Genomic DNA, 25,643 nt, shown 5'->3' with positions numbered 1-25,643 from the left:
TCAACATTCACCATCACGTCGATGGAATGCTCATTTCTAAGCTTTCAGAAGCAGTTTATGGTGGAGCCAAGCGGGATCGAACCGCTGACCTCCTGCGTGCAAGGCAGGCGCTCTCCCAGCTGAGCTATGGCCCCATTACAAAATTGGTGGGTCTGGGCAGATTCGAACTGCCGACCTCACCCTTATCAGGGGTGCGCTCTAACCAACTGAGCTACAGACCCAATTTCGAGCTTGTAACTGTTAGCTGTGAGCTATCAGCTTGGAGCTTAAAGCTGCTTCTATCGTCTTCTTCAATGAATCAAGCAATTCGTGTGGGAGCTCATGGAGCAGCTGCGGTCGTCGATTAAGGAGGTGATCCAGCCGCAGGTTCCCCTACGGCTACCTTGTTACGACTTCACCCCAGTCATGAATCACACCGTGGTAACCGTCCTCCCGAAGGTTAGACTAGCTACTTCTGGTGCAACCCACTCCCATGGTGTGACGGGCGGTGTGTACAAGGCCCGGGAACGTATTCACCGCGACATTCTGATTCGCGATTACTAGCGATTCCGACTTCACGCAGTCGAGTTGCAGACTGCGATCCGGACTACGATCGGTTTTGTGGGATTAGCTCCACCTCGCGGCTTGGCAACCCTCTGTACCGACCATTGTAGCACGTGTGTAGCCCAGGCCGTAAGGGCCATGATGACTTGACGTCATCCCCACCTTCCTCCGGTTTGTCACCGGCAGTCTCCTTAGAGTGCCCACCATAACGTGCTGGTAACTAAGGACAAGGGTTGCGCTCGTTACGGGACTTAACCCAACATCTCACGACACGAGCTGACGACAGCCATGCAGCACCTGTCTCAATGTTCCCGAAGGCACCAATCCATCTCTGGAAAGTTCATTGGATGTCAAGGCCTGGTAAGGTTCTTCGCGTTGCTTCGAATTAAACCACATGCTCCACCGCTTGTGCGGGCCCCCGTCAATTCATTTGAGTTTTAACCTTGCGGCCGTACTCCCCAGGCGGTCAACTTAATGCGTTAGCTGCGCCACTAAGAGCTCAAGGCTCCCAACGGCTAGTTGACATCGTTTACGGCGTGGACTACCAGGGTATCTAATCCTGTTTGCTCCCCACGCTTTCGCACCTCAGTGTCAGTATCAGTCCAGGTGGTCGCCTTCGCCACTGGTGTTCCTTCCTATATCTACGCATTTCACCGCTACACAGGAAATTCCACCACCCTCTACCATACTCTAGCTCGACAGTTTTGAATGCAGTTCCCAGGTTGAGCCCGGGGATTTCACATCCAACTTAACGAACCACCTACGCGCGCTTTACGCCCAGTAATTCCGATTAACGCTTGCACCCTCTGTATTACCGCGGCTGCTGGCACAGAGTTAGCCGGTGCTTATTCTGTCGGTAACGTCAAGACACCAACGTATTAGGTTAATGCCCTTCCTCCCAACTTAAAGTGCTTTACAATCCGAAGACCTTCTTCACACACGCGGCATGGCTGGATCAGGCTTTCGCCCATTGTCCAATATTCCCCACTGCTGCCTCCCGTAGGAGTCTGGACCGTGTCTCAGTTCCAGTGTGACTGATCATCCTCTCAGACCAGTTACGGATCGTCGCCTTGGTGAGCCATTACCCCACCAACTAGCTAATCCGACCTAGGCTCATCTGATAGCGCAAGGCCCGAAGGTCCCCTGCTTTCTCCCGTAGGACGTATGCGGTATTAGCGTCCGTTTCCGAGCGTTATCCCCCACTACCAGGCAGATTCCTAGGCATTACTCACCCGTCCGCCGCTCTCAAGAGGTGCAAGCACCTCTCTACCGCTCGACTTGCATGTGTTAGGCCTGCCGCCAGCGTTCAATCTGAGCCATGATCAAACTCTTCAGTTCAAACATCTTTGAGTTTTGAGAAAACCCTAAACTTGGCTCAGCAATCGTTGGTTACATCTTTGATTTCTCGCGGAGTAACTTGTGATGCTGATAATCTGTTGACTAGCAGTCTGACTCCACAAGCACCCACACGAATTGCTTGATTCAGTTGTTAAAGAGCGGTTGGCTGAGTCTTTCGTCTCAACCGAGGCGCGCATTCTACAGCGCCTTGTGTATCTGTCAAGCGGTTATTTTTAGAAGTTTTCAAAGTTTCCTTATCAACTTCAACCACTTGCGCTTCCGATCTCTCGTTAGCGGGAGGCGAATTCTACAGCGTTAGTCGCTGCTGTCAACACCTCTTTTTCTCCGCTTTCGACCGAGAAGATCGAACCGCCGATAGAGCCAAACAACGCCGCTCTACCCGCTCCTTCCGTGCCTCAATGAACTGAAGCACGCTTACATCGAAACCTACTTAACTCGTTGAAACTCAAGGAGTTTTCCGTTTCGACTGCGCCGGAAGTGGGGCGAATTATAGACACCCAGGATTTGCCGTCAACCCTTCATTTCGCTTTCCCAGCTTTCCGGACCGAAATGGGCCCCAATCCGTCTTATATATAGACGGTATCGCTTGAAATGCGCACTATATTGCGCAAACCGGTCTTTCCCGCCTTTTCTTGGATGACACCCTGTAATGACTTCTCCCAATCGCAGCCTGGTAGCTACCCTATATCCGGTTGCCCTGCTTCTCGTCGCCATGGCATCCATCCAGTCTGGAGCCTCCCTCGCCAAAAGCATGTTCCCGGTTGTAGGCGCCCAAGGCACCACTACGCTGCGACTCATTTTTGCCAGCCTCATCATGTTGCTGCTGCTACGACCCTGGCGAGCCAAACTCACCGCCCAGTCCCTGCGCACCGTGGTCATCTACGGATTGGCCCTGGGCGGTATGAATTTCCTCTTCTATATGTCGCTTCGCACGGTTCCACTGGGCATTGCCGTGGCACTGGAGTTTACCGGCCCCTTGGCCGTAGCCATCTACGCCTCTCGCCGAGCAATTGATTTCCTGTGGATTGCCCTGGCAGTGATTGGACTGCTGTTACTCATACCAACCGGCGCTGCCAGCGCCAGCATCGATCTGACCGGAGCCAGCTATGCCCTGGGAGCAGGCGTATGTTGGGCGCTGTACATTCTGTTTGGCCAGAAGGCGGGAGCAGATAACGGCGTGCAGACCGCTGCATTGGGCGTCATGATCGCCGCCTTGTTTGTAGCCCCTATCGGCATTGTCCATGCCGGGGCCGCGCTACTTACGCCAAGCCTTATCCCGGTCGCCATTGCAGTCGCGATACTCTCCACTGCGCTGCCTTATACCTTGGAGATGATTTCCCTGACCCGGATCCCCGCGCGTACGTTCGGAACCCTTATGAGCGTCGAGCCCGCGGTCGGTGCGTTGTCGGGCCTGTTATTCCTCCAAGAGTATCTGTCCCTGGCCCAGTGGACCGCCATCACGTGCATTATCCTCGCGTCGATCGGCGCGACGCTGACCATGGGCGATACCGCAAAGCCCGCCGTTGCGGCAGATTGAGCAGTTTTTTACATAGCTCTGGTATTTACTGGCCATTTAGGCCATGTTTAGCCCCGTAACCTAATGTCAGACATGGATTTTTCATACAGGACGTCATGACCGCTTCAAGCAAAAGCGAACGCAGCCGTACGTAGACAGAAGATCCACGACGGCATAAGGACGGGAATGAAAAGAATTTTGATATTGATCGCCGTACTTGCGGTTGCGGGCTGCGCGGCGACATCGAAAACGGAAATCAAACGCGGTAAAAAAGGCTTGCACATCAATTGCTCTGGCCTGACGTCATCTTGGGACCAGTGTGCTGCTACCGCCGCCAATTCATGCGCCCCAAAAAACTACAAGGTCATCGCCAAGTCGGGCGACGCCGTCGAGGAACCGGGGGATTATCCCTTCGGACTCAACCCCGCCGGTTACACCAGCCGCAGCATGATCGTCATCTGCAAATAAGCGCAGGTCAATCGAACGGCCGCTCGGCTATTTGGCGGCTGATTTCATCATGGCTGGACTTGAGGACATCGCGCTGCACTTCGGGTGTCGCCAGCATTCGCGCAACGACCAACGCTCCCACGCATTGCGACAGGATCGCCCACGCAAGGCTGCCGCTTCCCAGTATTTGCGCCCAACTTTCGTGCAAACGGCAGATCCACGCTTGTGCCGCTTCACGAACCTCCAGATCCGAACGCGCAATCTCCGGTCCCAGTACCGGCAAGGCGCACCCTGCTTCGGGTTGCTCGACGTGGCTCATGCTCAGGTACTGCTTGAGACAACGCTGCAGTTTCGCTGAGTCCATCACCCCGTCGCCGCTCAACCGGTCCAGGCTGTGGGCGAGCTCTCGCTCGATAATGACCTTGAAAAGCTCGTCCTTGGATGAGAAGTGACTGTAGAACGCACCGCCGCTCAATCCGATCGCTTTCATAAGGCCATCAACCCCTACCGTCGAAAAACCCGACTTCTTGGCTGACATGGCGCTGCTAACGAGCAGCTTTTCGCGGGTTTCTATCTTGTGATTGACTGAATAACGCATCGTCCTGCCTCTTGGTACTCGCCTTGACGTCCACCAAACCTTAGCATAACGTTCGTTTAGTTAACGATCGTTTATCTATAGGACTGACCATGAATAACAAGAAGATCGTACTGGTTGTTGGTGCGGGCGATGCCACCGGCGGCGCTATAGCCAGGCGTTTCGCCCAGGAAGGTTTCGTCGCATGTGTGACGCGTCGCAGCGCCGACAAACTCGAACCGTTGGTCAACGACATTCGAGCCCAAGGCGGCGAAGCCCACGGATTCGCTTGCGATGCGCGCAAGGAAGACGACGTCATTGCATTGATCGAGCAAATCGAGACTCAACTCGGCCCGATCGAAGCCTTTGTATTTAATATCGGCGCCAACGTGCCGTGCAGCATCCTGGAAGAGACAGCGCGCAAGTATTTCAAGATCTGGGAGATGGCATGTTTCTCAGGTTTTCTCAACGCGCGGGAAGTGGCCAGGCGCATGGTCAAGCGCCAGCGCGGAACGATTCTGTTCACCGGGGCCACGGCGGGATTGCGCGGCGCATCTGGGTTCGCCGCGTTTGCCGGGGCGAAGCACGGCATACGCGCGCTGGCCCAGAGTATGGCGCGTGAACTGGGGCCGATGAATATCCACGTGGCTCATGTGGTGGTCGACGGCGCCATCGACACTGATTTCATCCGCAATAACTTCCCGGAAAAATACGCAACCAAGGATGAGGACGGCATCCTCGACCCCGGGCACATTGCTGAAAATTATTGGTATCTGCACTCCCAGCCTCGCGATGCCTGGACCTTCGAACTGGACCTGCGCCCCTGGAGCGAACGCTGGTAGACCCCCTTCCTGTACCAATAAGAGAGCAACGCTCATGAATAAATCTGTGGAATTTTTCTTCGATCTCGGCAGCCCGACCACCTATCTGGCCTACACCCAGCTACCCGCGCTTTGCGCACAAACCGCCAGCAAACTGATTTACCGTCCGATGCTCCTCGGTGGCATATTCAAGGCAACGGGCAACGCATCGCCGGTGACCGTGCCAGCCAAAGGACCTTACCTGTTCAAGGATCTGAATCGCTTTGCCAAACGTTACGGCGTGGATTTCAAGCTCAACCCCTATTTCCCGATCAACACGTTGCTGCTGATGCGCGCCGTGACTGGCATGCAGTTGCGCCAGCCCGAGCGTTTCGAGGCTTTTGTTGATTGTCTGTTCCGAGCATTGTGGGTCGATGCCCGCAACCTGAACGATCCGGCAACCGTGGCGGCGGTCCTGAGCGAGGGCGGTTTTGATTCTGATCATGTGCTGGCCTTGACCGCAGATGAGCAGATCAAGGAAGCGCTCAAGACAGCCACAGAAGAAGCTGTTAGACGTGGGGTGTTCGGCGCCCCGAGCATGTTCGTGGGCGCGGAACTGTTTTTTGGCCAGGATCGGCTGGACTTCGTCCGTGAAGCCCTCGGCTGATCCCTTCGCCTCAGATCGCCGCAGTCCGCGTGTCCAGCCATTGCAGCGCAGCGCCATTGAGCAGCGGACTCAAGCGACGCTGAACCTCGCTATGGTAGGCGTTGAGCCAGTCCTTTTCATCCTGGGTCAGCAACGACGGCTCCAGGCAACGGGTGTCGATCGGGCACAGCGTCAGGGTTTCGAATGCGAGGAACTCGCCGAACTCGCTGCTGCCCGCCTCACGATTCAACACCAGGTTCTCGATGCGAACACCCCAGCGGCCCGGGCGATAAGTACCCGGCTCGATGGAGGTGATCATGCCCGGCTGCATGGCGGTCTGGGGCGCGGCAGCGGCCTGATAGGCAATGACCTGCGGCCCTTCGTGAACGTTAAGGAAATAACCGACGCCGTGGCCCGTGCCATGACCGTAATCCACCTGTTCAGCCCAGATCGGCGCCCGGGCGATGGCATCCAGCAGAGGCGACAGAATGCCCTTGGGGAATTTGGCCCTGGACAAGGCAATCACGCCTTTGAGCACGCGAGTGCAGTCACGCTTCTGCTCCGACGTCGGTGTCCCGACCGGCACCATGCGGGTGATATCGGTGGTACCGCCAAGGTACTGGCCGCCCGAATCGATCAACAGCAAGCCATCACCTTCAATGACCGCGTGCGCTTCTTCCGTGGCGTGGTAATGAGGCATCGCGCCATTGGCATTGAACGCTGCGATGGTGTTGAAGCTCAAGGAGACGAACTCCGGCCGGCGCTTGCGCGCTGCGGTCAGGTGCTCATCGATGGTCAGTTCGGTGATGCGCTCATGGCCCCAGGCACTTTCCAGCCAGGCAAAAAATTCGCAGAGTGCCGCTCCGTCCTGCTCCATGGCTCGACGGATGTGCTCGGCATCGGCCGGGCTTTTGCGCGATTTGGCCAGCGTCGTGGGGTTGAGCCCTTCGACGAGTTTCACGCCGCTGTCCAGGTTGCCGAGCAAGCCGACCGTGACCCGTGCCGGATCGACCTGCAGGCTCGCGCCGCTCGGCACTTCACGCAACGCAGCCGCCGCTTCGCTGTAGTCGCGCAGTGTTACGCCGTCCTGCTCGAGAGCGGAACGCAGCGCAGCGTCGACCTTGTTCAAGTCCACGAACAGCGTCGCCTGTTGCTGGCTGATCAGGGCAAAGGAAACGAACACCGGATTGAACGACACATCCGCGCCGCGCAGGTTGAACAGCCAGGCGATGTCGTCCAGGGTGGCGATGAAATGCCAGTCCGCAGCACGCTCCTTGAGCGATTCGCGCAACTGGGCAATTTTCTCGACACGGCCGGTCGTGGCTTGCGGCGGCAAATGGGCGTAGACCGGTTGATCAGGCAGGCTCGGACGATCGGTCCAGGCTTGGGCAAGCAGATCGATGTCGGTACGCAACCGTGCGCCACGCTCCTGCAACTTGCTGCTCAGGGTTCGCGCCGATGCCACCGCCATGACCGCCCCATCGACCGCCACCACGCCTGCTTCAGGCGTGTTTTCGGCCAGCCAGTCCAGCGGACCGGGCTGTCCGGGGATGAGCTTGACCAGATCGATGCCGCTGCCTTCCAGTTCCCTGGTGGCTTGTTCCCAGTAACGACTGTCCGCCCAGACTCCGGCGAAATCCGTGGTCACAATCAATGTACCGACCGAGCCATGGAACCCGGACAACCATTGGCGCCCTTGCCAGTAACCCGGCAGATATTCCGAAAGATGCGGGTCGGCGGAGGGCACCAACAGCGCATGGATGCCCTCCTGGCTCATCAATTGGCGAATTCGGGCCAGGCGCTGGAGAACCTGTCCTGGGGTCGAAAGCTGGGTACTCATCATCACTCCTGCTAATCAATTTTATTGTTCGATGCCGAATACGTTCGGCTCAGGGGGTTGTCGCCCAGAAAGCCGGCGCGGTAGCGCAGGCTGCCTTGATCAATCGCACCGCCTCATCAATATCCTGTTCGCTGGTAAAGCGACCCAGGCTCAAACGAATGGTCCGCCCGGCCGCACGCGCATCGTGCCCAAGGGCGAGCAACACGTGGGATGGGGTGTTTTGCGCCGAGTTGCAAGCCGAGGTCGCGGAAAATGCCATCGATGCTCCCAGCGTCGTCGGGTTGAACTCACCTTCGTTGAACGTCAGGCTCACCGTATGGGGAATGCGGCGGTTGGCACTGCCATTCATACACACACCGGGCAAGGCCAGCAAAGGCTCAAGCAAACGATTGCGCAACCGGGCGATGTCAGCAAGTTCTTCATCAAAGGATTGCGCCGCCAGCTCGAATGCCGCGCCCATCGCGGCAATCTGGTGGGTGGCCAGGGTCCCGGAGCGCAAGCCACCTTCATGACCGCCGCCATGGATCTGGGCCGATAGCCGCGAGCGCGCGCGATCACCGACGTAAAGTGCGCCGATCCCCTTGGGACCGTAGACCTTGTGCGCGGAAAACGACATCAGGTCCACCGGCCATCGGGCCAGGTCGATGCTCACCTTTCCGGCGCCCTGGGCCGCGTCCATATGAAACAACGCGCCATGCTCCCGAACGATTTCGCCGATGGCAACGGCATCGTTGAGGGTGCCCAACTCATTATTCACTAGCATCAGCGACACCAGGAATGTGTCGTCACGCAACGCCTCGTGAACCGCTTGCGGGCTGATCAGCCCATCGGCGCCCGGCGCCAGCCAGGTCACCGCGACGCCACCTTCCTCGAGCTGCCTGACGGTGTCGAGAACCGCCTTGTGTTCGATCAGGCTGGTGATGACATGGCCAGCGCGCGCACCGCGCAGTTGGGTCACGCCCTTGATGGCCAGGTTGTTGGATTCGGTGGCGCCGGACGTCCAGACGATTTGCCCGGGCTGAGCCCCAACCAAGTGGGCCACCTGCTGGCGCGCCTGTTCCACGGAACGCCGGGCCTCCTGTCCGAAGGCGTGGGAACTGGAGGCCGGATTGCCAAAATTACCGTCAAACCCCAGGCACTGGACCATGACCTGGATAACTCGCTCATCCACCGGCGTGGTGGCGGCATAATCGAAATACAAAGGACGCTTATTCATAAGAAACTCGCAGAGCCTGCTCCGGGATCAGGATGCCCTCGTTGGGTTCGAGACAAGCTATACCTGATCAAGACCTTAAAGAAGTCGGACTTCGTTTAAAAGTGCGTAGGAACGCTCCTGGAGAAGCGAGCTTAGCAGGCATCGCGTCGAAGCTCAGCCCTCAGCTCACGCTTTCGAGCAACAACGGATACAGCGATGCGACCAGCAGCAGCGCCATGCCCCAGTTGAACAGGCGCAGCCATCGACGATCACGCAACAAGTTGCGCAACAGGCTGCCGCAAACCACCCACAAGCTGACACTTGGCAGATTGATGAGGGCAAACACCGTCGCGATCACCACCACGTTGAAAAAGTAGCCTTGCAGAGGCGTGTAAGTACTGATGGCACCGATGGCCATGATCCAGGCCTTGGGATTGACCCATTGGAACGCCGCCGCGCCCCAATAGCTGATCGGCTTATTGTCGCCGGTTCCACTGTCAGAGACGGGACCGGAATGAGCGATCTTCCACGCCAGGTACATCAGATACGCCGCGCCGACGTAGCGCAGCACGGTGTAGAGCAACGGGTATGCCTGGAACACCGCGCCCAGGCCAAGGCCCACCGCCAACACCAGGGAAAAGAACCCGCAGGTGATGCCCAGCATGTGAGGGATGGTGCGGTTGAAACCGAAATTGACACCCGAGGCCAGCAACATGGTGTTGTTGGGGCCTGGCGTGATCGAGGTCACGAGGGCAAACAGGGCGAAGCCCAGCAGCAGGTCAAGCGAGAGGGTCATGGCAGGTCAATCCGTCGGGGCAGTCAGCTAGTGACCCTACCCCACGTCCCGGCGCAAACCCATGGACAGTTAGGCAAAACTTCGAGCGGTACAGTCCCTCAGCTTGGCCGGCCAGGCAATTGGACGGTCTGCTCGGCATTCATTTCGCCACGCTCATCAAAGCCGACATTCTTCTGCGAAGGTCCAAGCAGCTCGGCTTTCTTCGCGTGGTATTCGTCAAACGAAAGGCCGCGGCGATTCAAGGCTTCAAGGGCCAGCTCGCGAGATTCCTCGGCGGTGTAGGGACGCAACTCCGGGGACGACGAAGCGCAACCGCTCAATACGGTGGCAGTCAACAGCAGCAAGACAGCAAGGATACGATTCATGGCGGGAGTCCGATGTTCTGAAGTTGGGCGATGAACAAAGGCTACCCGCCGACCCGGCACGGCAGAAATCAACGGTTTTGATAGTGGGTATCGCCCTCTCGGATTTCTCGTTGCGCTTGGCTGAACCACCGGCACTGCAGCGCGTTATCCAGGCTGCGCTCGATGTCGTGCAGTATCTGGAACGAGCCGAACGTCACCGCTTTGGCCCGATGCGCCTGAATCAACTGCCAGAAATTTTCCTCGCCGTTTTCGAAACGTCGAAACGCCGCTTCACCGGCTTCGCGGGTTTGCCATTGCAAATAATTGAGCACCCGCCGGCCGTCCTCGCTGGCCTGGATACTGGCACTGAGGAAGCCCTGGTGGTCACGGGCCAGACGCTCGGTCTGCTTCGTCAGGGCGGTCACCAGCGCCTGCAGCGACTGCGGTTCGATATCGAATTCGATCAGTTGCGTGAAGCTGCGGTTATTACTTGAAGATTGCATGAAAGGTCCCCCGTCCACGTAAGGCGAATCTTGCGATCCGAAGGCCTGCAGGGTAAAACCTCTACTTAAGTCAAGGTCAAGCGGTGATTCAGTTGTCAACGCCTCTCAATATTCACAAGCAACTCACCGTCGGCCAAGTCGCCGCCCGCAGCGGTGTGGCGGTCACGGCGCTACATTTTTATGAATCCAAGGGCCTGATCAAAAGCACGCGCAACCCGGGCAATCAGCGTCGCTACCCTCGCGAAGTCCTGCGGCGCGTGGCGCTCATCAAGGTCGCCCAGCGCCTGGGTATTCCTCTGGCGGAAATTGGCGAGGCATTGAAGACCCTTCCGGACAACCGCGCGCCAACGGCCGCCGACTGGGAGGCGTTGTCGGCGCAGTGGAGCCGGGACCTGGATGAACGCATCAATCAACTGGTTGCGCTGCGCGACCGGCTCAACGGCTGTATCGGCTGCGGTTGCCTATCGATGGAGAATTGCCCGCTGCGCAATCATGGTGATGTATTAGGCAAGCGTGGACCTGGGGCGCATTTGCTGGACGAACCTTGAGGCGTTCGTCGGGACATGAGCCCGGCCGCGATGGCCGGCCTATAGTGGATGGGCGCAAATCGACGAAGACTTTCTTCGCCTCCCTTCACAACTAAGGAGAAATGTCATGGGCGTCAAAGCCATTCCCGAAGGTTTCCATGGCATCACGCCCTACCTGGGCATTCAAAAAGCCGCCGAAGCCATCGATTTCTATAAAAAAGCCTTCGATGCCACTGAGGTGATGCGCCTGGCCATGCCCGATGGGGGTATCGGGCATGCCGAACTGCGGATCAACGGTTATCCGATCATGCTCGGCACGCCTTGCGATCAGGGCCCACTGAGCAACCCGGACCGATCGCCATCGGTGGGGTTGCATTTATATGTCGAAGACGTGGACAGTGCCTTTGCCCGAGCGATTGAAGCCGGAGGCACGGTGATTTCCGAGGTCAAGGATCAATTTTATGGTGATCGCACCGGGACTCTGAAAGATCCCTATGGGCATCTGTGGTTCCTGGCGACGCACAAGGAGGATCTGAGCCAGGAACAGATCGAGCAGCGAGCCGAAGAGATGTTCCAACAGCAGGGCTGACTCGCCCAAGGTATTTTTGGCGAGGGAACCTGTTTCCTCGCCAAAAAGACCTGAATCGTAAACGCGAAACATTTTCTTTCATCTTCCCTTTCGGGATTTCGGCTGCTCATTCGTCTTAATTAGATGCAGCAGGCCGCGTCGGCAAAAGCCACGGCCTGTTTTCCCAAGGTTCATGGGGTTACGAAGCCCGTGACACAGAACCTTTCATCGAATCAAGACGCTCAATCATGTCCAAGAAATCCCGTTCAAAACTGTGGTTCCTGGTTCATAGCTGGCTGGCGCTGCCCATCTGGTTCTTCGTGCTGATAGTCTGCGTCACCGGCACCCTGGCGGTGGTCAGCCAGGAGATTGTCTGGCTGGTCAACCCTGAAATGCGCGCCAGCGAACCCTCGGACGATGCCCCGCTGCTCAGCTACGACCAGGTGATTGCCGCCATCAAGCAGGCCCAACCGCAGACCCAAGTGCAAAGCATCGTGCGTCCGGACGAATCGCATTTCGCCCTGGAGGCCAAGGTCACCTACCCCGACGGCCGCCCTGACACCGTCTACGTAAACCCCTACAGCGGCGTCATCCAGGGATCGGCCCCGGCGTTCAACTTCAAGGCCTTTACACGTGCACTGCATGGCTGGTGGCTGGTGCCATTCACCAACGGTTACAGTTGGGGCTGGTACCTGGTGTCTTTCCTCGGTCTGCCGCTGCTCGCGTCCCTGGTGACCGGGCTGGTGGTCTACAAGCGTTTCTGGAAGGGTTTCTTCCGTCCGACCCTGCGTATCCGCCACGGCGCCCGTATTTTCTGGGGCGACTTCCATCGGCTCAGCGGCATCTGGTCGATCTGGTTCATTGCGGTCATTTCCGTCACAGGTGTCTGGTTCCTGATCGAGGCTTCGCTCGCCGACAACGGGATTTCCATCTCCAGTGCACCGGTCGTCCCGGTAGTGGCCCGCGAAAGCGTTCCGCTCTCGGCCAATGGCATGCCGCCGCCACAGCTGAACCTGGATCGCGCCATCGAGATCGCCCAGCAGCGAATCCCAGGGCTGGAGGCGAGCTTCGTCAGCCTGCCCTTCAACGCCTACAGCCATTTGGAAATCGGCGGTCGCGGCTGGTATCCGCTGATGTTCCAGACCGCGACTATCAATCCCTATAACGGTGACGTGGATGCCTCGCGCTTGTTATCGGACCGTACGGCGCTGGAGTTCGTCACCGAATCGATGCGCCCGTTGCACACCGGGGACTTCGGCGGACTGTGGATCAAGCTTATCTGGTTCTTCTTTGGTCTGGTCCTGAGCCTGATGGTCCTCAGTGGCCTGTTGATCTGGACCAAACGCACCGCCCTGGCCACCGCCAACGCCTTCAAGCGCGGCCAGAAACCCGCACCACAGGCCTTGGCCGCGCCTTTATTACAGCCGTCCCTGCACCGTGACTCGCCGGAGGGCAACCTGTGAACCCGTCCACCACGACAACATCACCCTCACGCCTGGGCCAGTTCTGGCACAAATGGCGTTTCCACCTCAACGTGTTGTTGCTGTTGATTCCCCTGGGTTTCATGCCTAAGTATTTTTCAGAAGCGGCTCTGTTCCGAGGAGACGGAGGGCTTGGCGAGCGTGAAGTCGGCGAGGTCCAGGTCGGGCCGTGGAGCCTGCGCCTGGCGGAGTTTCGCAACGAAGCGCCTCGCACCCAAGGGCCCGCCGGCCCGATGAAACACTTCAACGCCGCCCTCTGCCAGCGCTGCATCAGCCAAGTCAAGGCCACCTACTTGCGCATCGGCAAACCGCGCAGCCTGCGGGCTGCCGGGGTGATTTTCTTCGGCTCGCCGTATCGCATGGGCGCCCTGCTGCCAGTGCCGAAGAAGACCCAGCCAGACGCCGAACTGTGGATCACCCTTGAAGGCTGGGACGGTTCGATGCATCAAGCTTCCATTCCCCTGAGCCAAGCCTCACCGGCCACCGTCGCCTGGTTGCAAACCCAAGGAGCCCGACCATGACCCTACGCGCCTTTCTCAACAGCCTGGCGCTGCTGCTGTGCGCAGGTTTCGCCACCAGCGCGCAGGCCCACAACCCGATGTGCGAATGTAAAGCCATCGATGCCGAACAGATCCAATGCACCGGCGGTTTTTCCGACGGCAGCGGTGCCCCAGGGGTGACGCTGGACGTGATTGGCTACGACGAAACCATCCTGGTCCCGGGCAAGCTCGGCGCCGACTCGACCCTGACCTTCAAAAAGCCGAACGCTGAATTCTACGTGCTCTTCGACGCAGGTCCCGGCCACGTAGTGGAAATCGACCAAGCCGATATCGAGGCCCCATGAACGCACCTGTTACCCAAGTCATCCGCCCCGCCGGTGCCGGACATGAAACCCTTTACGTGTTGCTGCTGTGCCTGATCATCGTACTGGGCGCCGGCTCGGTCGTGGCTTGGCACGGGGAAACCCAGGACGTCGCGCACCTGGAGACCTATCAACTGGATGCTCGCCGCGACCTCAGCGCCGCCGAGCAAGGCATCTATGCCGACCTGCGGGTGACGCTGGATGAGATCCGCCTTCTGCGCGAAAGCGAGCCAGCCCTCCCCGGCCCGCAAGCCTTGGCCGACGAAGGCTTTGCGCCGTTCGCCCACGACGCCAGTTCCGTCAGTCGAGGCGACCACGCCTGGCAGCTGTTGAACGAACAGGCCTACTTCGGCGCAAGCACCAAACCGTCGGTCTCGGGCTCCTTTCTGATGCGCATCAGCGAAGCGTCCGACGCCGCCCCGGACATCTGGCTTAACCGCAGCAACTCTCCGACGGCCCCCACGGCACTGGACGACGCCGCCTTGTCCGCCGCCGGCTGGCAACAGATCGTCGCGCAATTCGATGCCGGCGTAACCCGCCAGCACCGGCACTGACCCCACGCTTTTTTCGAGAGAAGACCGTTTGCCCATGCCTATTGCATTTCAACGCCGCCCCTTGCTGCGCCTGCTATTGATCGGCCTGCTCGCTTGCCTGGTCGCCCCACTGGCGAGCGCCGAAACATCCAAGCGCCTGCGCATCGGCATCACCTTGCACCCTTATTACAGCTACGTGGCCAACATCGTCGGCGACAAGGCCGAAGTGGTGCCGTTGATCCCGGCAGGTTTCAACCCTCACGCCTATGAACCCCGCGCGCAAGACATCAAGCGCATCGGCGGCCTGGACGTGATCGTGCTCAACGGCGTCGGCCACGACGATTTCGCCGACCGCATGATCGCCGCCAGCGAAACCCCGGGCGTCAAGGTCATAGAAGCCAACGAAAACGTACCCTTGCTGGCTGCCACGGGCACCGCCGCACGAGGCGCGGGCAAAGTCGTAAACCCACACACCTTCCTGTCCATCAGCGCGTCCATCGCCCAGGTCAACAATATCGCCCGGGAATTGGGCAAGCTCGACCCGGACAATGCCAAGGCCTATACGCAGAATGCCCGCGCCTATGGCAAGCGCCTGCGGCAGATGCGTGCCGCCGCCCTGGCCAAGCTGACCCAGGCGCCGAATGCCGAACTGCGGGTCGCCACAGTGCACGCCGCCTACGACTACCTGTTGCGCGAATTCGGTCTGGAAGTCACCGCCGTGGTCGAGCCCGCCCACGGCATCGAGCCCAGCCCCAGCCAACTGAAAAAGACCATCGACCAACTGCGTGAGTTGGACGTGAAAGTGATCTTCTCGGAGATGGACTTCCCGTCCACCTACGTCGACACCATCCAGCGTGAATCGGGGGTGAAGCTGTACCCGCTCTCGCACATCTCGTACGGCGACTACAGCGCCGAGAAGTACGAAAAGGAAATGACCGGCAACCTCGACACGGTAGTCCGAGCGATCCAGGAGTCCGGCGCATGACCGTCCAGGAAACCCTTATCCAGCCACACGCCGGACCATTGATCGAGTTCGCCGACGTGGGTCTCAACCTGGGTCGCACCACGATTCTCGACAGCGTGGCATTCCAAGTGCAACCGGGCAGCATCCATGCGCTGGTCGGCCCCAATGGTGGTGGCAAGAGTTCGCTGATCAAGACTTTGCTCGGGCAGATGCCGCATCAGGGCCGCTTGAGCCTGCGATGGCCGGGCGAGCCTGGGGTGATCGGCTACGTGCCCCAGGCATTGGAATTCGACCGGGGCCTGCCCATGACCGTGGATGATTTCATGGCGGCGATGTGTCAGCGACGGCCAGCCTTTCTCGGCCTGAGCAAACACTACGCTGGCGCCATCGGCCAGGCCCTGGAGCGGGTCGGAATGCAGGACAAGCGCAAGCGGCGCATGGGCGCGCTGTCCGGCGGCGAGCGCCAGCGGGTGTTGTTGGCCCAGGGGTTGATTCCTTCACCGCAATTGCTGGTGCTGGATGAACCGATGTCGGCGCTGGACGAAGCAGGCATCCAGGTGTTTGAAAAATTGCTACAAGACTGGCGCCAGGCCGGAATCACGGTGCTGTGGATCGAACACGACCTGGAAGCCGTCGGGCGCCTGGCTGACCGCGTCACCGGCCTGAATCGCCGCGTTCTGTTCGATGGCCCGCCGCGCCAGACCCTGACACCGGAACGCCTGCTGACGCTGTTTTCCACCCATCCACGCACGAACGGGAGCGCCGCCGGATGAGTTACGAAGCCTTTCGCTTGATGATCCAGGGCTGGGCCTCGTCCGGTTATCTGCCCGAGGCGCTCGCCTATGGATTCGTAGTCAATGCCTTGCTGGCCGGGCTATTGATCGGGCCGGTGCTGGGCGGCCTTGGCACGCTGGTAGTGGTCAAGCGCTTCGCGTTTTTCTCCGAGGCGGTGGGCCATGCGGCGCTGACTGGCGTGGCCATTGGTATATTGCTCGGCGAACCCTACACCGGGCCCTACGGCAGCCTGTTCGGCTACTGCCTGCTGTTCGGCATCTTGCTCAATTACTTGCGCAACCGCACGGGCCTGGCGCCGGACACCTTGATCGGCGTTTTCCTTTCGGTGTCCCTGGCCCTGGGCGCCAGCCTGCTGTTGATCCTGGCGGGCAAGATCAATGTGCACATCCTGGAAAACGTGTTGTTCGGCTCGGTGCTGACGGTCAATGGCAACGACCTCGTGGTGCTGGCGGTGGTCGGCTCGCTGGTGATGGCCCTGGCGCTGCCGCTGTACAACCGAATCATGCTCGCCAGTTTCAATCCGCAATTGGCGGCGGTACGCGGGGTCGCAGTCAAGACCCTGGACTATCTATTCGTGGTGCTGGTGACCCTGATCACCGTGGCAGCGGTGAAGGTCATCGGCGCCATTCTGGTCGGTGCGCTGCTGGTGATTCCGGCCGCGGCCGCGCGTCTGCTCAGCCAATCGTTGAAAGGCTTTTTCTGGTGCTCGGTTTTGATTGCGACCGTCAGCACGTTGTGCGGGATCCTGGCGCCGATTGTCTTCGACCTGCCGATCCCATCCGGTGCCGCGATCATTCTGGTGGCCGGTATCGCATTCGCCCTTGCCGCCATCGCCCGAGGGGTTGTCCCCCAACTGAAAGGGAATCTTGGATAAATGTTTTTTTCATTACGACAACTGGCCTTGGCCTTCACCTTGTGCGGCGTCGTCGCCACCTCGTCATTTGCTGACGAAAAGGTCCGTCTGCTTGCCTCGCTGCCGATCACCTACGGCTTGAGCGACGCCTTGCTCAAGGGCACCGATGTCAGCCTGGACCGGGCCGCGCCGGACAATCTACCCGGTACCCGGCAAAGCGCATATTTCAGCGGGCGTGGCGCCGCGGCACTGGGCAAACTCGCCGGTGAGGCTGACGCGGTGATCGGCCTGCGCTCGCTGTGGCCGGACGATCCGCTGTATCCGATGGCCCGGCGCAGCAATATCCACATTGTCGAGGTCGACGCGGCGCGCCCGGTGGACGGCGCCCTGCCCGGTATCGCCGTGCAACCGGGCATGGCCGATGGCCTGGCGAGCCAGCCGTGGATGGCCAGCCATAACCTTGGCCGGATGGCCGATGTGATCGCCGCCGACCTGGTGCGCCTGGCCCCGACGGCCAAGTCGAAGATCAACGCCAACCTCGCGACGCTCAAGCAACGCTTGCTCAAGCTCAGCGCCGACAGCGAAAAAAGGCTCGCCGGGGCTGACAACTTGAGTGTGGTAAGCCTGAGCGAGCATTTTGGCTACTTGATCAGCGGGTTGAATCTGGATGGGATCAGCACCGATGCCCGGCCCGATGCCGACTGGACACCCGATGCCCTGAAGCAGCTGGCCGCCACGTTGAAAGACAACGACGTCGCGCTGGTCCTGCATCACCGAGAGCCGTCGCAAGCATTGAAAGCGGCCATTGTAGAAGGCGGTAGCCAACTGTTGGTGTTGAGTACCGACGGCGCCGATCCGGTGGCGGAGCTGGAAGGTAACGTGGCCTTGGTCGTCGCCGCGTTGACGAAGGACTGACGGCAACAACGCAATCAGCCGAGGAAGCGAGCTCCCGCAAAGATTGATTCAGGTCAGGACATCCCCTGGCACCCGCACAAACCCTTCCATCAGCACCCGCGCGCTGCGGCTCATGATGGCTTTTTTCACGGTCCATTCGCCGCCGACCTGGCTGGCCTCGGCGCCGACGCGCAGGGTGCCGGACGGGTGCCCGAAGCGTACGGCGGTGCGTTCGGTGCCGCCGGCTGCCAGGTTCACCAGAGTGCCGGAAATGGCGGCGGCGGTGCCGATGGCAACGGCGGCGGTGCCCATCATCGCGTGGTGCAGCTTGCCCATGGACAGTGCCCGCACCAGCAAGTCGACGTCGCCGGCCGCCACGGCTTTTCCGCTGGATGAAACGTAGTCCGCCGGCGAGGCGACAAACGCTACCTTAGGCGTGTGTTGGCGCTGGGCGGCCTTGTCCAGATGCTTGATCAGCCCCATGCGCAAGGCACCGTAAGCGCGGATTGTCTCGAACATCGCCAGGGCTTTCGGATCGCCATTGATCGCACCCTGCAGCTCAGTGCCGGTGTAACCGACGTCGCGGGCATTGATGAAAATAGTCGGGATGCCTGCGTTGATCAGGGTCGCCTTGAGTGTCCCGACGCCCGGCACCTCCAAGTCGTCCACCAGATTGCCGGTGGGAAACATCGAGCCGCCACCGCCCTCCTCCTCGGCTGCCGGGTCCATGAATTCCAGCTGCACTTCGGCCGCTGGAAAGGTCACGCCGTCGAGTTCAAAGTCACCGGTTTCCTGCACCGCGCCGTTGGTAATCGGCACATGAGCGATGATGGTCTTGCCGATGTTGGCCTGCCAGATCCGCACCACGGCGGTACCGTTTTGCGGGATGCGACTGGTCTCCAGCAAACCACTGCTGATGGCGAATGAACCGACCGCCGCCGACAGGTTCCCGCAATTGCCGCTCCAGTCCACGAACGGTTTATCGATGGACACCTGGCCGAACAGGTAATCGACATCGTGGTCGGCCCGGGTGCTCTTGCACAGGATCACGGTCTTGCTGGTGCTGGACGTGGCGCCGCCCATGCCATCGATCTGCTTCTCGTACGGGTCGGGGCTGCCGATCACCCGTAGCAACAAGGCATCCCGGACCGGACCCGGGACCCGGGCCGCTTCGGGCAGATCTTGCAGGCTGAAGAAAACACCTTTGCTGGTGCCGCCACGCATGTAGGTCGCGGGGATCTTGATTTGCGGCGAGTGAGCCATGTGCTCTAACTCCTGAAAAAAGGCGGCCAGATACTGGCCACCCAAACGATTTAAACGGCAACCGCCGATTCAAGGAAATCCTGGGCAAAGCGTTGCAGCACGCCCCCGGCTTCGTAGATCGACACTTCTTCGGCCGTGTCGAGACGGCAGGTCACCGGCACTTCGACGCGCTCGCCGTTCCTGCGAGTGATAACCAAGGTCAGCGTCGCTCGCGGGGTGCGCTCGCCGATCACGTCATAGATTTCGCTGCCGTCGATGCCCAGGGTCTTGCGGTCCGTGCCGGGCTGGAATTCCAGCGGTAATACACCCATGCCCACCAGGTTGGTGCGGTGGATGCGTTCGAAACCTTCGGCGGCGATCGCCTCGACACCGGCCAGGCGCACGCCCTTGGCCGCCCAGTCCCGCGACGAACCCTGGCCATAATCGGCACCGGCAATGATGATCAACGGCTGCTTGCGTTCCATGTAGGTTTCAATCGCTTCCCACATGCGCATGACCTGGCCTTCCGGCTCGACCCGGGCCAGGGAGCCCTGCTTGACCTTGCCGTTTTCCTGGACCATTTCGTTGAACAGTTTCGGGTTGGCAAAGGTGGCGCGCTGCGCGGTCAGGTGGTCGCCACGGTGAGTCGCGTAGGAGTTGAAGTCTTCTTCCGGCAAGCCCATTTTCGCCAGGTATTCGCCGGCGGCACTGTCCAGCATGATGGCGTTGGACGGCGACAGGTGATCGGTGGTGATGTTGTCCGGCAACACCGCCAGCGGACGCATGCCCTTGAGCGGTCGCGCGCCGGCCAGTGCGCCTTCCCAATACGGCGGACGACGGATGTAGGTGCTTTGTGGGCGCCAGTCGTATAGCGGCGTGACTTTAGGCCCGGTGTCTTCCTGGATGGCGAACATCGGGATGTACACCTGGCGGAACTGCTCCGGTTTTACCGATGCCTTGACCACCGCGTCGATTTCTTCGTCGCTCGGCCAGATGTCCTTGAGACGGATCTCGCGGCCGTCGACCATGCCCAGCACATCCTTCTCGATGTCGAAGCGGATGGTCCCGGCGATGGCGTAAGCCACCACCAGCGGCGGCGAAGCGAGGAACGCCTGCTTGGCGTACGGGTGGATGCGCCCGTCGAAGTTGCGGTTGCCCGACAGCACCGCGGTGGCGTACAGGTCGCGGTCGATGATTTCCTGTTGGATCAGCGGGTCCAGCGCGCCGGACATGCCGTTGCAGGTGGTGCAGGCAAACGCAACGACGCCGAAGCCCAGCTTCTCGAGTTCGGTCGTCAGGCCGGCTTCATCCAGGTACAGCGCCACGGTTTTCGAACCCGGCGCCAGGGACGACTTGACCCACGGCTTGCGGGCCAGGCCCAGGCGGTTGGCGTTGCGTGCCAGCAGGCCGGCGGCGATCACGTTGCGCGGGTTGCTGGTGTTGGTGCAACTGGTGATGGCAGCGATGATCACCGCGCCGTCGGGCATCTGCCCGGGCACATCGTCCCACTGGCCGGAAATGCCTTTGGCAGCCAGGTCCGATACCGCGACGCGGGCGTGGGGGTTGCTGGGACCTGCCATGTTGCGCACCACCGACGACAGGTCGAAGGTCAGGCCGCGCTCGTATTGCGCGCCCTTGAGGCCATCCGCCCACAGGCCCACGTGCTTGGCATAGGTTTCCACCAACTGCACCTGGGTGTCTTCGCGGCCGGTGAGCTTCAAGTAATCGATCGTCTGCTGATCGATATGGAACATCGCCGCCGTGGCGCCGTATTCGGGGGCCATGTTGGAGATCGTCGCGCGGTCGCCCAAGGTCAGGGCACTGGCGCCTTCGCCGAAAAACTCCAGCCAGGCACCGACGACTTTTTGCTTGCGCAGGAATTCGGTCAGTGCCAGCACCATGTCGGTGGCGGTGATGCCCGGCTGCAGTTTGCCGGTCAGCTCGACACCGATGATTTCCGGCAGACGCATCCATGAGGCGCGACCGAGCATGACACTTTCGGCTTCCAGGCCGCCGACGCCGATGGCGATCACGCCCAGGGCATCGACGTGGGGCGTGTGGCTGTCGGTGCCGACGCAGGTGTCGGGGAACGCCACGCCGTCACGCTGTTGGATCACCGGCGACATTTTTTCCAGGTTGATCTGGTGCATGATCCCGTTGCCCGGCGGAATCACGTCGACGTTCTTGAAGGCTTTCTTGGTCCAGTTGATGAAGTGAAAGCGGTCTTCGTTGCGCCGGTCTTCGATGGCACGGTTCTTCGCGAACGCCTGGGGGTCGGACCCGCCGCTCTCCACCGCCAGCGAATGGTCGACGATCAGTTGGGTCGGCACCACCGGATTGACCTGCGCCGGATCGCCGCCTTGCAAGGCGATGGCATCGCGCAGGCCAGCAAGGTCCACCAGGGCGGTCTGGCCAAGAATGTCATGACACACCACCCGCGCCGGGAACCACGGGAAATCCAAGTCGCGCTTGCGCTCGATCAGTTGCAGCAGCGACTCGCGCAGCGTGGCCGGATCGCAGCGGCGCACGAGGTTTTCCGCCAGCACGCGTGAGGTGTATGGCAGGCCGTCATAGGCGCCGGGGCGGATGGCCTCCACGGCAGCGCGAACGTCGAAATAATCCAGCGAAGTGCCGGGCAGCGATTTGCGAAATTCTGTGTTCATCGTCAGGACTCGGGTCACGGTGGTTTCAGAAAGGCGCTTGCCACGACCAGGATCGTTCCTACGCAGAGCTTGGGAACGATCCTGGTAATCGCGTGAGCCCTCCCGCTCAGCGTTGTTCGATTGGCACGAACTTGCGCTGTTCGACGCCGGTGTATTCGGCGCTCGGTCGGATGATGCGGTTGTTGGCGCGTTGTTCGAACACGTGGGCGGCCCAGCCGGTCAGGCGCGAGCAAACGAAGATCGGCGTAAACAGCTTGGTCGGGATGCCCATGAAGTGGTACGCCGAGGCATGGTAGAAGTCGGCATTGGGGAACAGCTTCTTCTGCTCCCACATGGTCTTGTCGATGGCTTCGGACACTGGGAACAGCACCGTGTCGCCCACTTCGTCGGCGAGTTTTTTCGACCAGCCCTTGATCACCTCGTTGCGCGGGTCGTTGTCCTTATAGATCGCGTGGCCGAAGCCCATGATCTTATCCTTGCGCGCCAGCATGCCGAGAGTGCCTTCGATGGCCTCCTGGGGCGAGCTGAAGCGCTCGATCATTGCCATCGCCGCTTCGTTGGCGCCACCGTGCAACGGGCCGCGCAACGAGCCGATGGCAGCGGTGATGCAGGAGAACAGGTCCGACAGTGTGGAAGCGCAGACCCGGGCGGTGAAGGTCGAGGCGTTGAATTCGTGCTCGGCGTAGAGGATCAGCGATACGTTCATGACCTTGACGTGCAACTCGCTCGGCTTTTTGCCGTGCAACAGCTGCAGGAAGTGGCCGCCGATGGAGGCTTCGTCGGTCACGCACTCGATGCGCTGGCCTTCGTGACTGAAGCGGTACCAGTAGCACATGATCGCCGGGAATGCGCCCAACAGGCGATCGGTCTTGTCGTGCTGCTCGGAAAAGTCGTTCTCTGGTTCAAGATTGCCCAGGAACGAGCAGCCAGTGCGCATCACATCCATCGGATGGGCGTCGGCAGGAATGCGCTCTAGCACTTCTTTCAACGCCTGGGGCAAGTCGCGCAATTGGCTGAGCTTGCGTGTGTAGGCGTCGAGTTGCGCCTGGGTCGGCAGTTCGCCGTACAGCAGCAGGTAAGCCACTTCTTCAAATTGTGCATCAGCCGCCAGGTCGCGAACGTCGTAGCCGCGATAGGTCAGGCCGGCACCCGACTGGCCTACGGTGGACAATGCGGTTTGCCCGGCCACCTGGCCACGGAGCCCGGCGCCACTGAGTATTTTTGCTTCGGCCATTTGTGCTATCTCCATTTTCTTGAATTTGTCGGGGAGCCGCGCCTTACTTCTTCGCCGCGAACAACGCATCGAGCTTCTGCTCGAACGTGTGGTAGTCGATGCGATCGTAAAGCTCCATACGGGTCTGCATGGTGTCGATGACATTCTGTTGCGTGCCGTCGCGGCGGATCGCGGTGTAGACATTCTCGGCGGCCTTGTTCATCGCGCGGAACGCCGACAGCGGATACAGCACCAGGGACACGTCGGCCCCGGCGAGTTGCTCGGTGGTGTACAGCGGGGTTGCGCCGAACTCGGTGATGTTGGCCAGGATCGGCGCTTTCACGCGGCTGGCGAACAGCTTGTACATGTCCAATTCGGTGATGGCTTCGGGAAAAATCATGTCGGCACCGGCCTCGATGCACGCGGCCGCACGGTCCAGGGCCGACTCCAAGCCTTCCACCGCCAGGGCATCGGTCCGCGCCATGATCACGAAACTGTCGTCGGTGCGGGCATCGACGGCGGCCTTGATGCGGTCGACCATCTCCTGCTGCGAGACGATTTCCTTGTTTGGACGATGGCCGCAACGCTTGGCGCCGACCTGGTCTTCGATATGAATCGCCGCCGCGCCGAACTTGATCATCGATTTGACCGTACGGGCGACGTTGAACGCCGAGGAACCAAACCCGGTGTCGACGTCCACCAGTAGCGGCAGATCGCAGACGTCGGTGATACGGCGCACATCGGTCAGCACGTCATCCAGGCCGGTAATCCCCAGGTCGGGCACGCCAAGGGAGCCGGCCGCCACGCCGCCGCCCGAAAGGTAGATTGCCTTGAAGCCGGCGCGCTTGGCCAGCAACGCATGGTTGGCGTTGATGGTGCCGACCACTTGCAATGGATGCTCGGCGGCGACCGCATCGCGAAAACGCTGGCCTGGCGTGCTCTTGCTGGAACTCATGACTCACCTCGTTGAGTGGCGGCGCTGTCCTGGAAATGGCGCGCGATATTGCGTTTGGAAGCGCCGATGTGCCGGCGCATCAATAACTCAGCCAGTTCGCCATCACGGTCGGCGATGGCGTCGAGAATCCGGTGATGCTCGGCAAAGGCTTGGCGCGGACGGTTTGGCGTGGTGGAAAACTGGATGCGATACATGCGCACCAGTTGGTACAACTCGCCGCAGAGCATTTGCGTCAGGGTGCGGTTGCCGCTGCCCTGGATGATCCGGTAATGAAAATCGAAATCACCTTCCTGCTGGTAGTAACCGACACCGGCCTGGAACGCCGCATCGCGCTCGTGGGTTTCCAGCACACGGCGCAGTTCGTCGATTTCTTCCAGAGTCATGCGCTCGGCCGCCAGACGGCAGGCCATGCCTTCGAGGGATTCACGGATTTCGTAGAGTTCCAGCAGTTCGGCATGGCTCAGCGACACCACCCGCGCCCCAACATGCGGGATGCGCACCAGCAGGCGCTGGCCTTCCAGGCGATGGATCGCCTCGCGTAGCGGCCCGCGGCTGATTCCGTAGGTCCGGGCCAGCTCGGGCTCGGAGATCTTGCTGCCGGGGGCGATTTCGCCTTTGACGATGGCGGCCTGGATACGCCGGAAGACGTTCTCGGACAGGGTTTCCGTGTCGTCCGGGGCAACCGCCGGTGTTTCGAGCTGATCGAGCATATTGTCGACACCTTACAAATCAATACGGCAAAAACTACCCGCTCAATCTATAAACGTCAAAGTAAAATTATGGATTGTCGACAATCGCCTAATAAACGCTCCTGAGATAACCACCGTTCAGAAGCATCGTAGCCCCCGGCCAGCGGTGGCGTCAGAAAACCACCGTGCTAGAATGCCGCCGCAATTGCCGCTCTCCCTATATATAGAGAAGGCAACCTAGGAGCTTGTGCAGTAATGCCAGGGCCTGAACCGATAAACGGAACGCTGCGCACCAGGATCTATGACACTCAAGCCCTTATCTGCTGCTTTCTATTTCATGTGCCTGCCGGGGCTTGCCGCGGCGGGTGAAAAAACCGTGTACGGCCTCAACGAATATGCAGCGCTGCAAGGCATCGACCTGGAGGTCGCCGCCAAGCTCGACACCGGCGCCAAGACCGCATCCCTCAGCGCCAGGGACATCAAGCGTTTCAAGCGCAATGGCGAATCCTGGGTGCGTTTCTACCTGGCCATCGACGCGGCCCATTCTCACCCCATCGAACGCCCGCTGGCCCGAGTCAGCAAGATCAAGCGTCGCGCCGGTGACTACGACCCGGAAGAAGGCAAGAAATACACGGCCCGGCCGGTCATTGAACTGGACATCTGCATGGGCTCCGCCCTGCGCAGCATTGAAGTGAACCTGACCGACCGCAGCGCCTTCCAATACCCGTTGCTGATCGGCTCCGAAGCGCTCAAGCGTTTCGATGCGCTGGTCGACCCCAGTCTTAAATACGCTGCCGGCAAACCCGCCTGCGCCAATGCCGCTCATACCGCAGAGTAATTC

26 protein-coding genes, 2 tRNA genes and 1 rRNA gene are annotated in these 25,643 nt (G+C 60.2%); 15 read left to right on the top strand and 14 right to left on the bottom strand.

Annotated features, from left to right (window positions below):
• Positions 1 to 58: 58 nt before the first annotated feature.
• The 3 genes from J3P82_RS08625 to J3P82_RS08615 form a co-directional block, all read right to left on the bottom strand.
• Positions 59 to 134: transfer RNA gene (locus J3P82_RS08625), tRNA-Ala, on the bottom strand.
• A 10-nt stretch (positions 135 to 144) separates the two neighbouring features.
• Positions 145 to 221 (bottom strand) — tRNA-Ile (locus tag J3P82_RS08620).
• 123 nt (positions 222 to 344) lie between these two features.
• Positions 345 to 1,881: ribosomal RNA gene (locus tag J3P82_RS08615) — 16S ribosomal RNA — on the bottom strand.
• Between the two features lie 670 nt (positions 1,882 to 2,551).
• On the opposite strand from J3P82_RS08615, the gene rhtA reads away from it, so the two are divergent.
• Positions 2,552 to 3,439: a threonine/homoserine exporter RhtA gene (rhtA, locus tag J3P82_RS08610; RefSeq protein WP_434562251.1), complete on the top strand. Its 888-nt coding sequence runs from the start codon at positions 2,552 to 2,554 to the stop codon at positions 3,437 to 3,439.
• 165 nt (positions 3,440 to 3,604) lie between these two features.
• Positions 3,605 to 3,886, top strand: a complete 282-nt coding sequence (locus J3P82_RS08605) for a hypothetical protein (RefSeq protein WP_186611432.1) — start codon at positions 3,605 to 3,607, stop codon at positions 3,884 to 3,886.
• A gap of 7 nt (positions 3,887 to 3,893) precedes the next feature.
• Here the strand turns inward: J3P82_RS08605 and J3P82_RS08600 are convergent, their stop codons facing one another.
• The gene (locus tag J3P82_RS08600) at positions 3,894 to 4,463 is read right to left on the bottom strand and encodes a TetR/AcrR family transcriptional regulator (RefSeq protein ID WP_434562249.1); all 570 of its coding nucleotides are present in this window, start codon (positions 4,461 to 4,463) and stop codon (positions 3,894 to 3,896) included.
• 89 nt (positions 4,464 to 4,552) lie between these two features.
• Between J3P82_RS08600 and J3P82_RS08595 the strand changes: the two genes are divergently transcribed.
• Both J3P82_RS08595 and J3P82_RS08590 read left to right on the top strand, forming a co-directional pair.
• On the top strand, positions 4,553 to 5,281 hold the full coding sequence (locus J3P82_RS08595; protein WP_434562247.1) for an SDR family oxidoreductase: 729 nt from the start codon (positions 4,553 to 4,555) through the stop codon (positions 5,279 to 5,281).
• A 34-nt stretch (positions 5,282 to 5,315) separates the two neighbouring features.
• A complete protein-coding gene (locus tag J3P82_RS08590; RefSeq protein ID WP_434562245.1) occupies positions 5,316 to 5,906 on the top strand; it encodes a 2-hydroxychromene-2-carboxylate isomerase in 591 nt (196 codons plus the stop codon).
• 10 nt (positions 5,907 to 5,916) lie between these two features.
• Here J3P82_RS08590 and J3P82_RS08585 read toward each other — a convergent pair whose 3' ends face one another.
• The 5 genes from J3P82_RS08585 to J3P82_RS08565 form a co-directional block, all read right to left on the bottom strand.
• Positions 5,917 to 7,725: an aminopeptidase P family protein gene (locus J3P82_RS08585; RefSeq protein ID WP_434562243.1), complete on the bottom strand. Its 1,809-nt coding sequence runs from the start codon at positions 7,723 to 7,725 to the stop codon at positions 5,917 to 5,919.
• Between the two features lie 49 nt (positions 7,726 to 7,774).
• Complete coding sequence (locus tag J3P82_RS08580) at positions 7,775 to 8,941, bottom strand: aminotransferase class V-fold PLP-dependent enzyme (RefSeq protein ID WP_434562241.1); 1,167 nt, start codon at positions 8,939 to 8,941, stop codon at positions 7,775 to 7,777.
• Between the two features lie 160 nt (positions 8,942 to 9,101).
• Positions 9,102 to 9,716 (bottom strand): LysE family translocator, encoded by a 615-nt coding sequence (locus J3P82_RS08575; protein WP_434562239.1) that lies wholly within the window; start codon positions 9,714 to 9,716, stop codon positions 9,102 to 9,104.
• A 98-nt stretch (positions 9,717 to 9,814) separates the two neighbouring features.
• Positions 9,815 to 10,081, bottom strand: coding sequence for a hypothetical protein (locus J3P82_RS08570; protein ID WP_434562237.1), 267 nt, complete (start codon positions 10,079 to 10,081; stop codon positions 9,815 to 9,817).
• A 68-nt stretch (positions 10,082 to 10,149) separates the two neighbouring features.
• Positions 10,150 to 10,563, bottom strand: a complete 414-nt coding sequence (locus J3P82_RS08565) for an antibiotic biosynthesis monooxygenase (RefSeq protein WP_434562235.1) — start codon at positions 10,561 to 10,563, stop codon at positions 10,150 to 10,152.
• A 92-nt stretch (positions 10,564 to 10,655) separates the two neighbouring features.
• Here J3P82_RS08565 and soxR point away from each other — a divergent pair, with 92 nt between their 5' ends.
• The 10 genes from soxR (at position 10,656) to J3P82_RS08515 (ending at position 18,061) form a co-directional block, all read left to right on the top strand.
• The gene (gene soxR / locus J3P82_RS08560; protein ID WP_434563754.1) at positions 10,656 to 11,111 is read left to right on the top strand and encodes a redox-sensitive transcriptional activator SoxR; all 456 of its coding nucleotides are present in this window, start codon (positions 10,656 to 10,658) and stop codon (positions 11,109 to 11,111) included.
• Positions 11,112 to 11,217: 106 nt separating this feature from the next.
• A complete protein-coding gene (locus tag J3P82_RS08555; RefSeq protein ID WP_434562233.1) occupies positions 11,218 to 11,679 on the top strand; it encodes a VOC family protein in 462 nt (153 codons plus the stop codon).
• Positions 11,680 to 11,906: 227 nt separating this feature from the next.
• Positions 11,907 to 13,121 (top strand): PepSY-associated TM helix domain-containing protein, encoded by a 1,215-nt coding sequence (locus tag J3P82_RS08550; protein WP_434562231.1) that lies wholly within the window; start codon positions 11,907 to 11,909, stop codon positions 13,119 to 13,121.
• Entirely contained in the window at positions 13,118 to 13,660 is a 543-nt protein-coding gene (locus tag J3P82_RS08545; protein WP_434562229.1) for a thiamine pyrophosphate-binding protein, read from the top strand. Before J3P82_RS08550 ends, J3P82_RS08545 begins: the two co-directional genes overlap by 4 nt.
• Positions 13,657 to 13,983 (top strand): hypothetical protein, encoded by a 327-nt coding sequence (locus J3P82_RS08540; RefSeq protein ID WP_434562227.1) that lies wholly within the window; start codon positions 13,657 to 13,659, stop codon positions 13,981 to 13,983. Before J3P82_RS08545 ends, J3P82_RS08540 begins: the two co-directional genes overlap by 4 nt.
• Positions 13,980 to 14,555: a DUF6162 family protein gene (locus J3P82_RS08535; protein ID WP_434562225.1), complete on the top strand. Its 576-nt coding sequence runs from the start codon at positions 13,980 to 13,982 to the stop codon at positions 14,553 to 14,555. The genes J3P82_RS08540 and J3P82_RS08535 overlap by 4 nt, the downstream gene beginning before the upstream one ends.
• Before the next feature lie 34 nt (positions 14,556 to 14,589).
• A complete protein-coding gene (locus J3P82_RS08530; protein WP_434562223.1) occupies positions 14,590 to 15,519 on the top strand; it encodes a metal ABC transporter substrate-binding protein in 930 nt (309 codons plus the stop codon).
• On the top strand, positions 15,516 to 16,271 hold the full coding sequence (locus J3P82_RS08525) for a metal ABC transporter ATP-binding protein (protein WP_434562221.1): 756 nt from the start codon (positions 15,516 to 15,518) through the stop codon (positions 16,269 to 16,271). Before J3P82_RS08530 ends, J3P82_RS08525 begins: the two co-directional genes overlap by 4 nt.
• The gene (locus J3P82_RS08520) at positions 16,268 to 17,167 is read left to right on the top strand and encodes a metal ABC transporter permease (RefSeq protein WP_434562219.1); all 900 of its coding nucleotides are present in this window, start codon (positions 16,268 to 16,270) and stop codon (positions 17,165 to 17,167) included. The genes J3P82_RS08525 and J3P82_RS08520 overlap by 4 nt, the downstream gene beginning before the upstream one ends.
• A complete protein-coding gene (locus J3P82_RS08515; RefSeq protein WP_434562217.1) occupies positions 17,168 to 18,061 on the top strand; it encodes a metal ABC transporter solute-binding protein, Zn/Mn family in 894 nt (297 codons plus the stop codon).
• Positions 18,062 to 18,109: 48 nt separating this feature from the next.
• Here J3P82_RS08515 and prpF read toward each other — a convergent pair whose 3' ends face one another.
• From prpF to J3P82_RS08490, 5 genes are all read right to left on the bottom strand, one after another.
• The gene (gene prpF, locus J3P82_RS08510) at positions 18,110 to 19,303 is read right to left on the bottom strand and encodes a 2-methylaconitate cis-trans isomerase PrpF (RefSeq protein WP_434562215.1); all 1,194 of its coding nucleotides are present in this window, start codon (positions 19,301 to 19,303) and stop codon (positions 18,110 to 18,112) included.
• A 50-nt stretch (positions 19,304 to 19,353) separates the two neighbouring features.
• The gene (gene acnD, locus J3P82_RS08505) at positions 19,354 to 21,945 is read right to left on the bottom strand and encodes a Fe/S-dependent 2-methylisocitrate dehydratase AcnD (protein ID WP_434562213.1); all 2,592 of its coding nucleotides are present in this window, start codon (positions 21,943 to 21,945) and stop codon (positions 19,354 to 19,356) included.
• A gap of 106 nt (positions 21,946 to 22,051) precedes the next feature.
• Positions 22,052 to 23,179, bottom strand: coding sequence for a bifunctional 2-methylcitrate synthase/citrate synthase (prpC, locus tag J3P82_RS08500; RefSeq protein WP_434562211.1), 1,128 nt, complete (start codon positions 23,177 to 23,179; stop codon positions 22,052 to 22,054).
• Positions 23,180 to 23,222: 43 nt separating this feature from the next.
• Entirely contained in the window at positions 23,223 to 24,113 is an 891-nt protein-coding gene (gene prpB, locus J3P82_RS08495) for a methylisocitrate lyase (protein WP_434562209.1), read from the bottom strand.
• On the bottom strand, positions 24,110 to 24,823 hold the full coding sequence (locus J3P82_RS08490; protein ID WP_434562207.1) for a GntR family transcriptional regulator: 714 nt from the start codon (positions 24,821 to 24,823) through the stop codon (positions 24,110 to 24,112). The genes prpB and J3P82_RS08490 overlap by 4 nt, the downstream gene beginning before the upstream one ends.
• A gap of 280 nt (positions 24,824 to 25,103) precedes the next feature.
• Between J3P82_RS08490 and J3P82_RS08485 the strand changes: the two genes are divergently transcribed.
• Positions 25,104 to 25,640 carry an ATP-dependent zinc protease family protein gene (locus J3P82_RS08485; protein WP_186641643.1) on the top strand — a complete coding sequence of 179 codons (537 nt, stop codon included), beginning with the start codon at positions 25,104 to 25,106 and terminating at the stop codon, positions 25,638 to 25,640.
• Positions 25,641 to 25,643: the final 3 nt, after the last annotated feature.

It is taken from the genome of Pseudomonas sp. Z4-20, from assembly GCF_051131955.1.
Taxonomy (GTDB): Bacteria; Pseudomonadota; Gammaproteobacteria; order Pseudomonadales; family Pseudomonadaceae; genus Aquipseudomonas; species Aquipseudomonas marvdashtae.
This window is presented reverse-complemented; position numbering and strand designations above follow the sequence as displayed.

What these genes read in the sequence shown, in the direction of transcription:
- rhtA (WP_434562251.1), top strand. Translation starts at nt 2,552, where the DNA reads ATGACTTCTCCCAATCGCAGCCTGGTAGCTACCCTATATCCGGTTGCC.
- J3P82_RS08605 (WP_186611432.1), top strand. Translation starts at nt 3,605, where the DNA reads ATGAAAAGAATTTTGATATTGATCGCCGTACTTGCGGTTGCGGGCTGC.
- J3P82_RS08600 (WP_434562249.1), bottom strand. Translation starts at nt 4,463, where the DNA reads ATGCGTTATTCAGTCAATCACAAGATAGAAACCCGCGAAAAGCTGCTC.
- J3P82_RS08595 (WP_434562247.1), top strand. Translation starts at nt 4,553, where the DNA reads ATGAATAACAAGAAGATCGTACTGGTTGTTGGTGCGGGCGATGCCACC.
- J3P82_RS08590 (WP_434562245.1), top strand. Translation starts at nt 5,316, where the DNA reads ATGAATAAATCTGTGGAATTTTTCTTCGATCTCGGCAGCCCGACCACC.
- J3P82_RS08585 (WP_434562243.1), bottom strand. Translation starts at nt 7,725, where the DNA reads ATGAGTACCCAGCTTTCGACCCCAGGACAGGTTCTCCAGCGCCTGGCC.
- J3P82_RS08580 (WP_434562241.1), bottom strand. Translation starts at nt 8,941, where the DNA reads ATGAATAAGCGTCCTTTGTATTTCGATTATGCCGCCACCACGCCGGTG.
- J3P82_RS08575 (WP_434562239.1), bottom strand. Translation starts at nt 9,716, where the DNA reads ATGACCCTCTCGCTTGACCTGCTGCTGGGCTTCGCCCTGTTTGCCCTC.
- J3P82_RS08570 (WP_434562237.1), bottom strand. Translation starts at nt 10,081, where the DNA reads ATGAATCGTATCCTTGCTGTCTTGCTGCTGTTGACTGCCACCGTATTG.
- J3P82_RS08565 (WP_434562235.1), bottom strand. Translation starts at nt 10,563, where the DNA reads ATGCAATCTTCAAGTAATAACCGCAGCTTCACGCAACTGATCGAATTC.
- J3P82_RS08555 (WP_434562233.1), top strand. Translation starts at nt 11,218, where the DNA reads ATGGGCGTCAAAGCCATTCCCGAAGGTTTCCATGGCATCACGCCCTAC.
- J3P82_RS08550 (WP_434562231.1), top strand. Translation starts at nt 11,907, where the DNA reads ATGTCCAAGAAATCCCGTTCAAAACTGTGGTTCCTGGTTCATAGCTGG.
- J3P82_RS08540 (WP_434562227.1), top strand. Translation starts at nt 13,657, where the DNA reads ATGACCCTACGCGCCTTTCTCAACAGCCTGGCGCTGCTGCTGTGCGCA.
- J3P82_RS08535 (WP_434562225.1), top strand. Translation starts at nt 13,980, where the DNA reads ATGAACGCACCTGTTACCCAAGTCATCCGCCCCGCCGGTGCCGGACAT.
- J3P82_RS08530 (WP_434562223.1), top strand. Translation starts at nt 14,590, where the DNA reads ATGCCTATTGCATTTCAACGCCGCCCCTTGCTGCGCCTGCTATTGATC.
- J3P82_RS08525 (WP_434562221.1), top strand. Translation starts at nt 15,516, where the DNA reads ATGACCGTCCAGGAAACCCTTATCCAGCCACACGCCGGACCATTGATC.
- J3P82_RS08520 (WP_434562219.1), top strand. Translation starts at nt 16,268, where the DNA reads ATGAGTTACGAAGCCTTTCGCTTGATGATCCAGGGCTGGGCCTCGTCC.
- J3P82_RS08515 (WP_434562217.1), top strand. Translation starts at nt 17,168, where the DNA reads ATGTTTTTTTCATTACGACAACTGGCCTTGGCCTTCACCTTGTGCGGC.
- prpF (WP_434562215.1), bottom strand. Translation starts at nt 19,303, where the DNA reads ATGGCTCACTCGCCGCAAATCAAGATCCCCGCGACCTACATGCGTGGC.
- acnD (WP_434562213.1), bottom strand. Translation starts at nt 21,945, where the DNA reads ATGAACACAGAATTTCGCAAATCGCTGCCCGGCACTTCGCTGGATTAT.
- prpC (WP_434562211.1), bottom strand. Translation starts at nt 23,179, where the DNA reads ATGGCCGAAGCAAAAATACTCAGTGGCGCCGGGCTCCGTGGCCAGGTG.
- prpB (WP_434562209.1), bottom strand. Translation starts at nt 24,113, where the DNA reads ATGAGTTCCAGCAAGAGCACGCCAGGCCAGCGTTTTCGCGATGCGGTC.
- J3P82_RS08490 (WP_434562207.1), bottom strand. Translation starts at nt 24,823, where the DNA reads ATGCTCGATCAGCTCGAAACACCGGCGGTTGCCCCGGACGACACGGAA.
- J3P82_RS08485 (WP_186641643.1), top strand. Translation starts at nt 25,104, where the DNA reads ATGACACTCAAGCCCTTATCTGCTGCTTTCTATTTCATGTGCCTGCCG.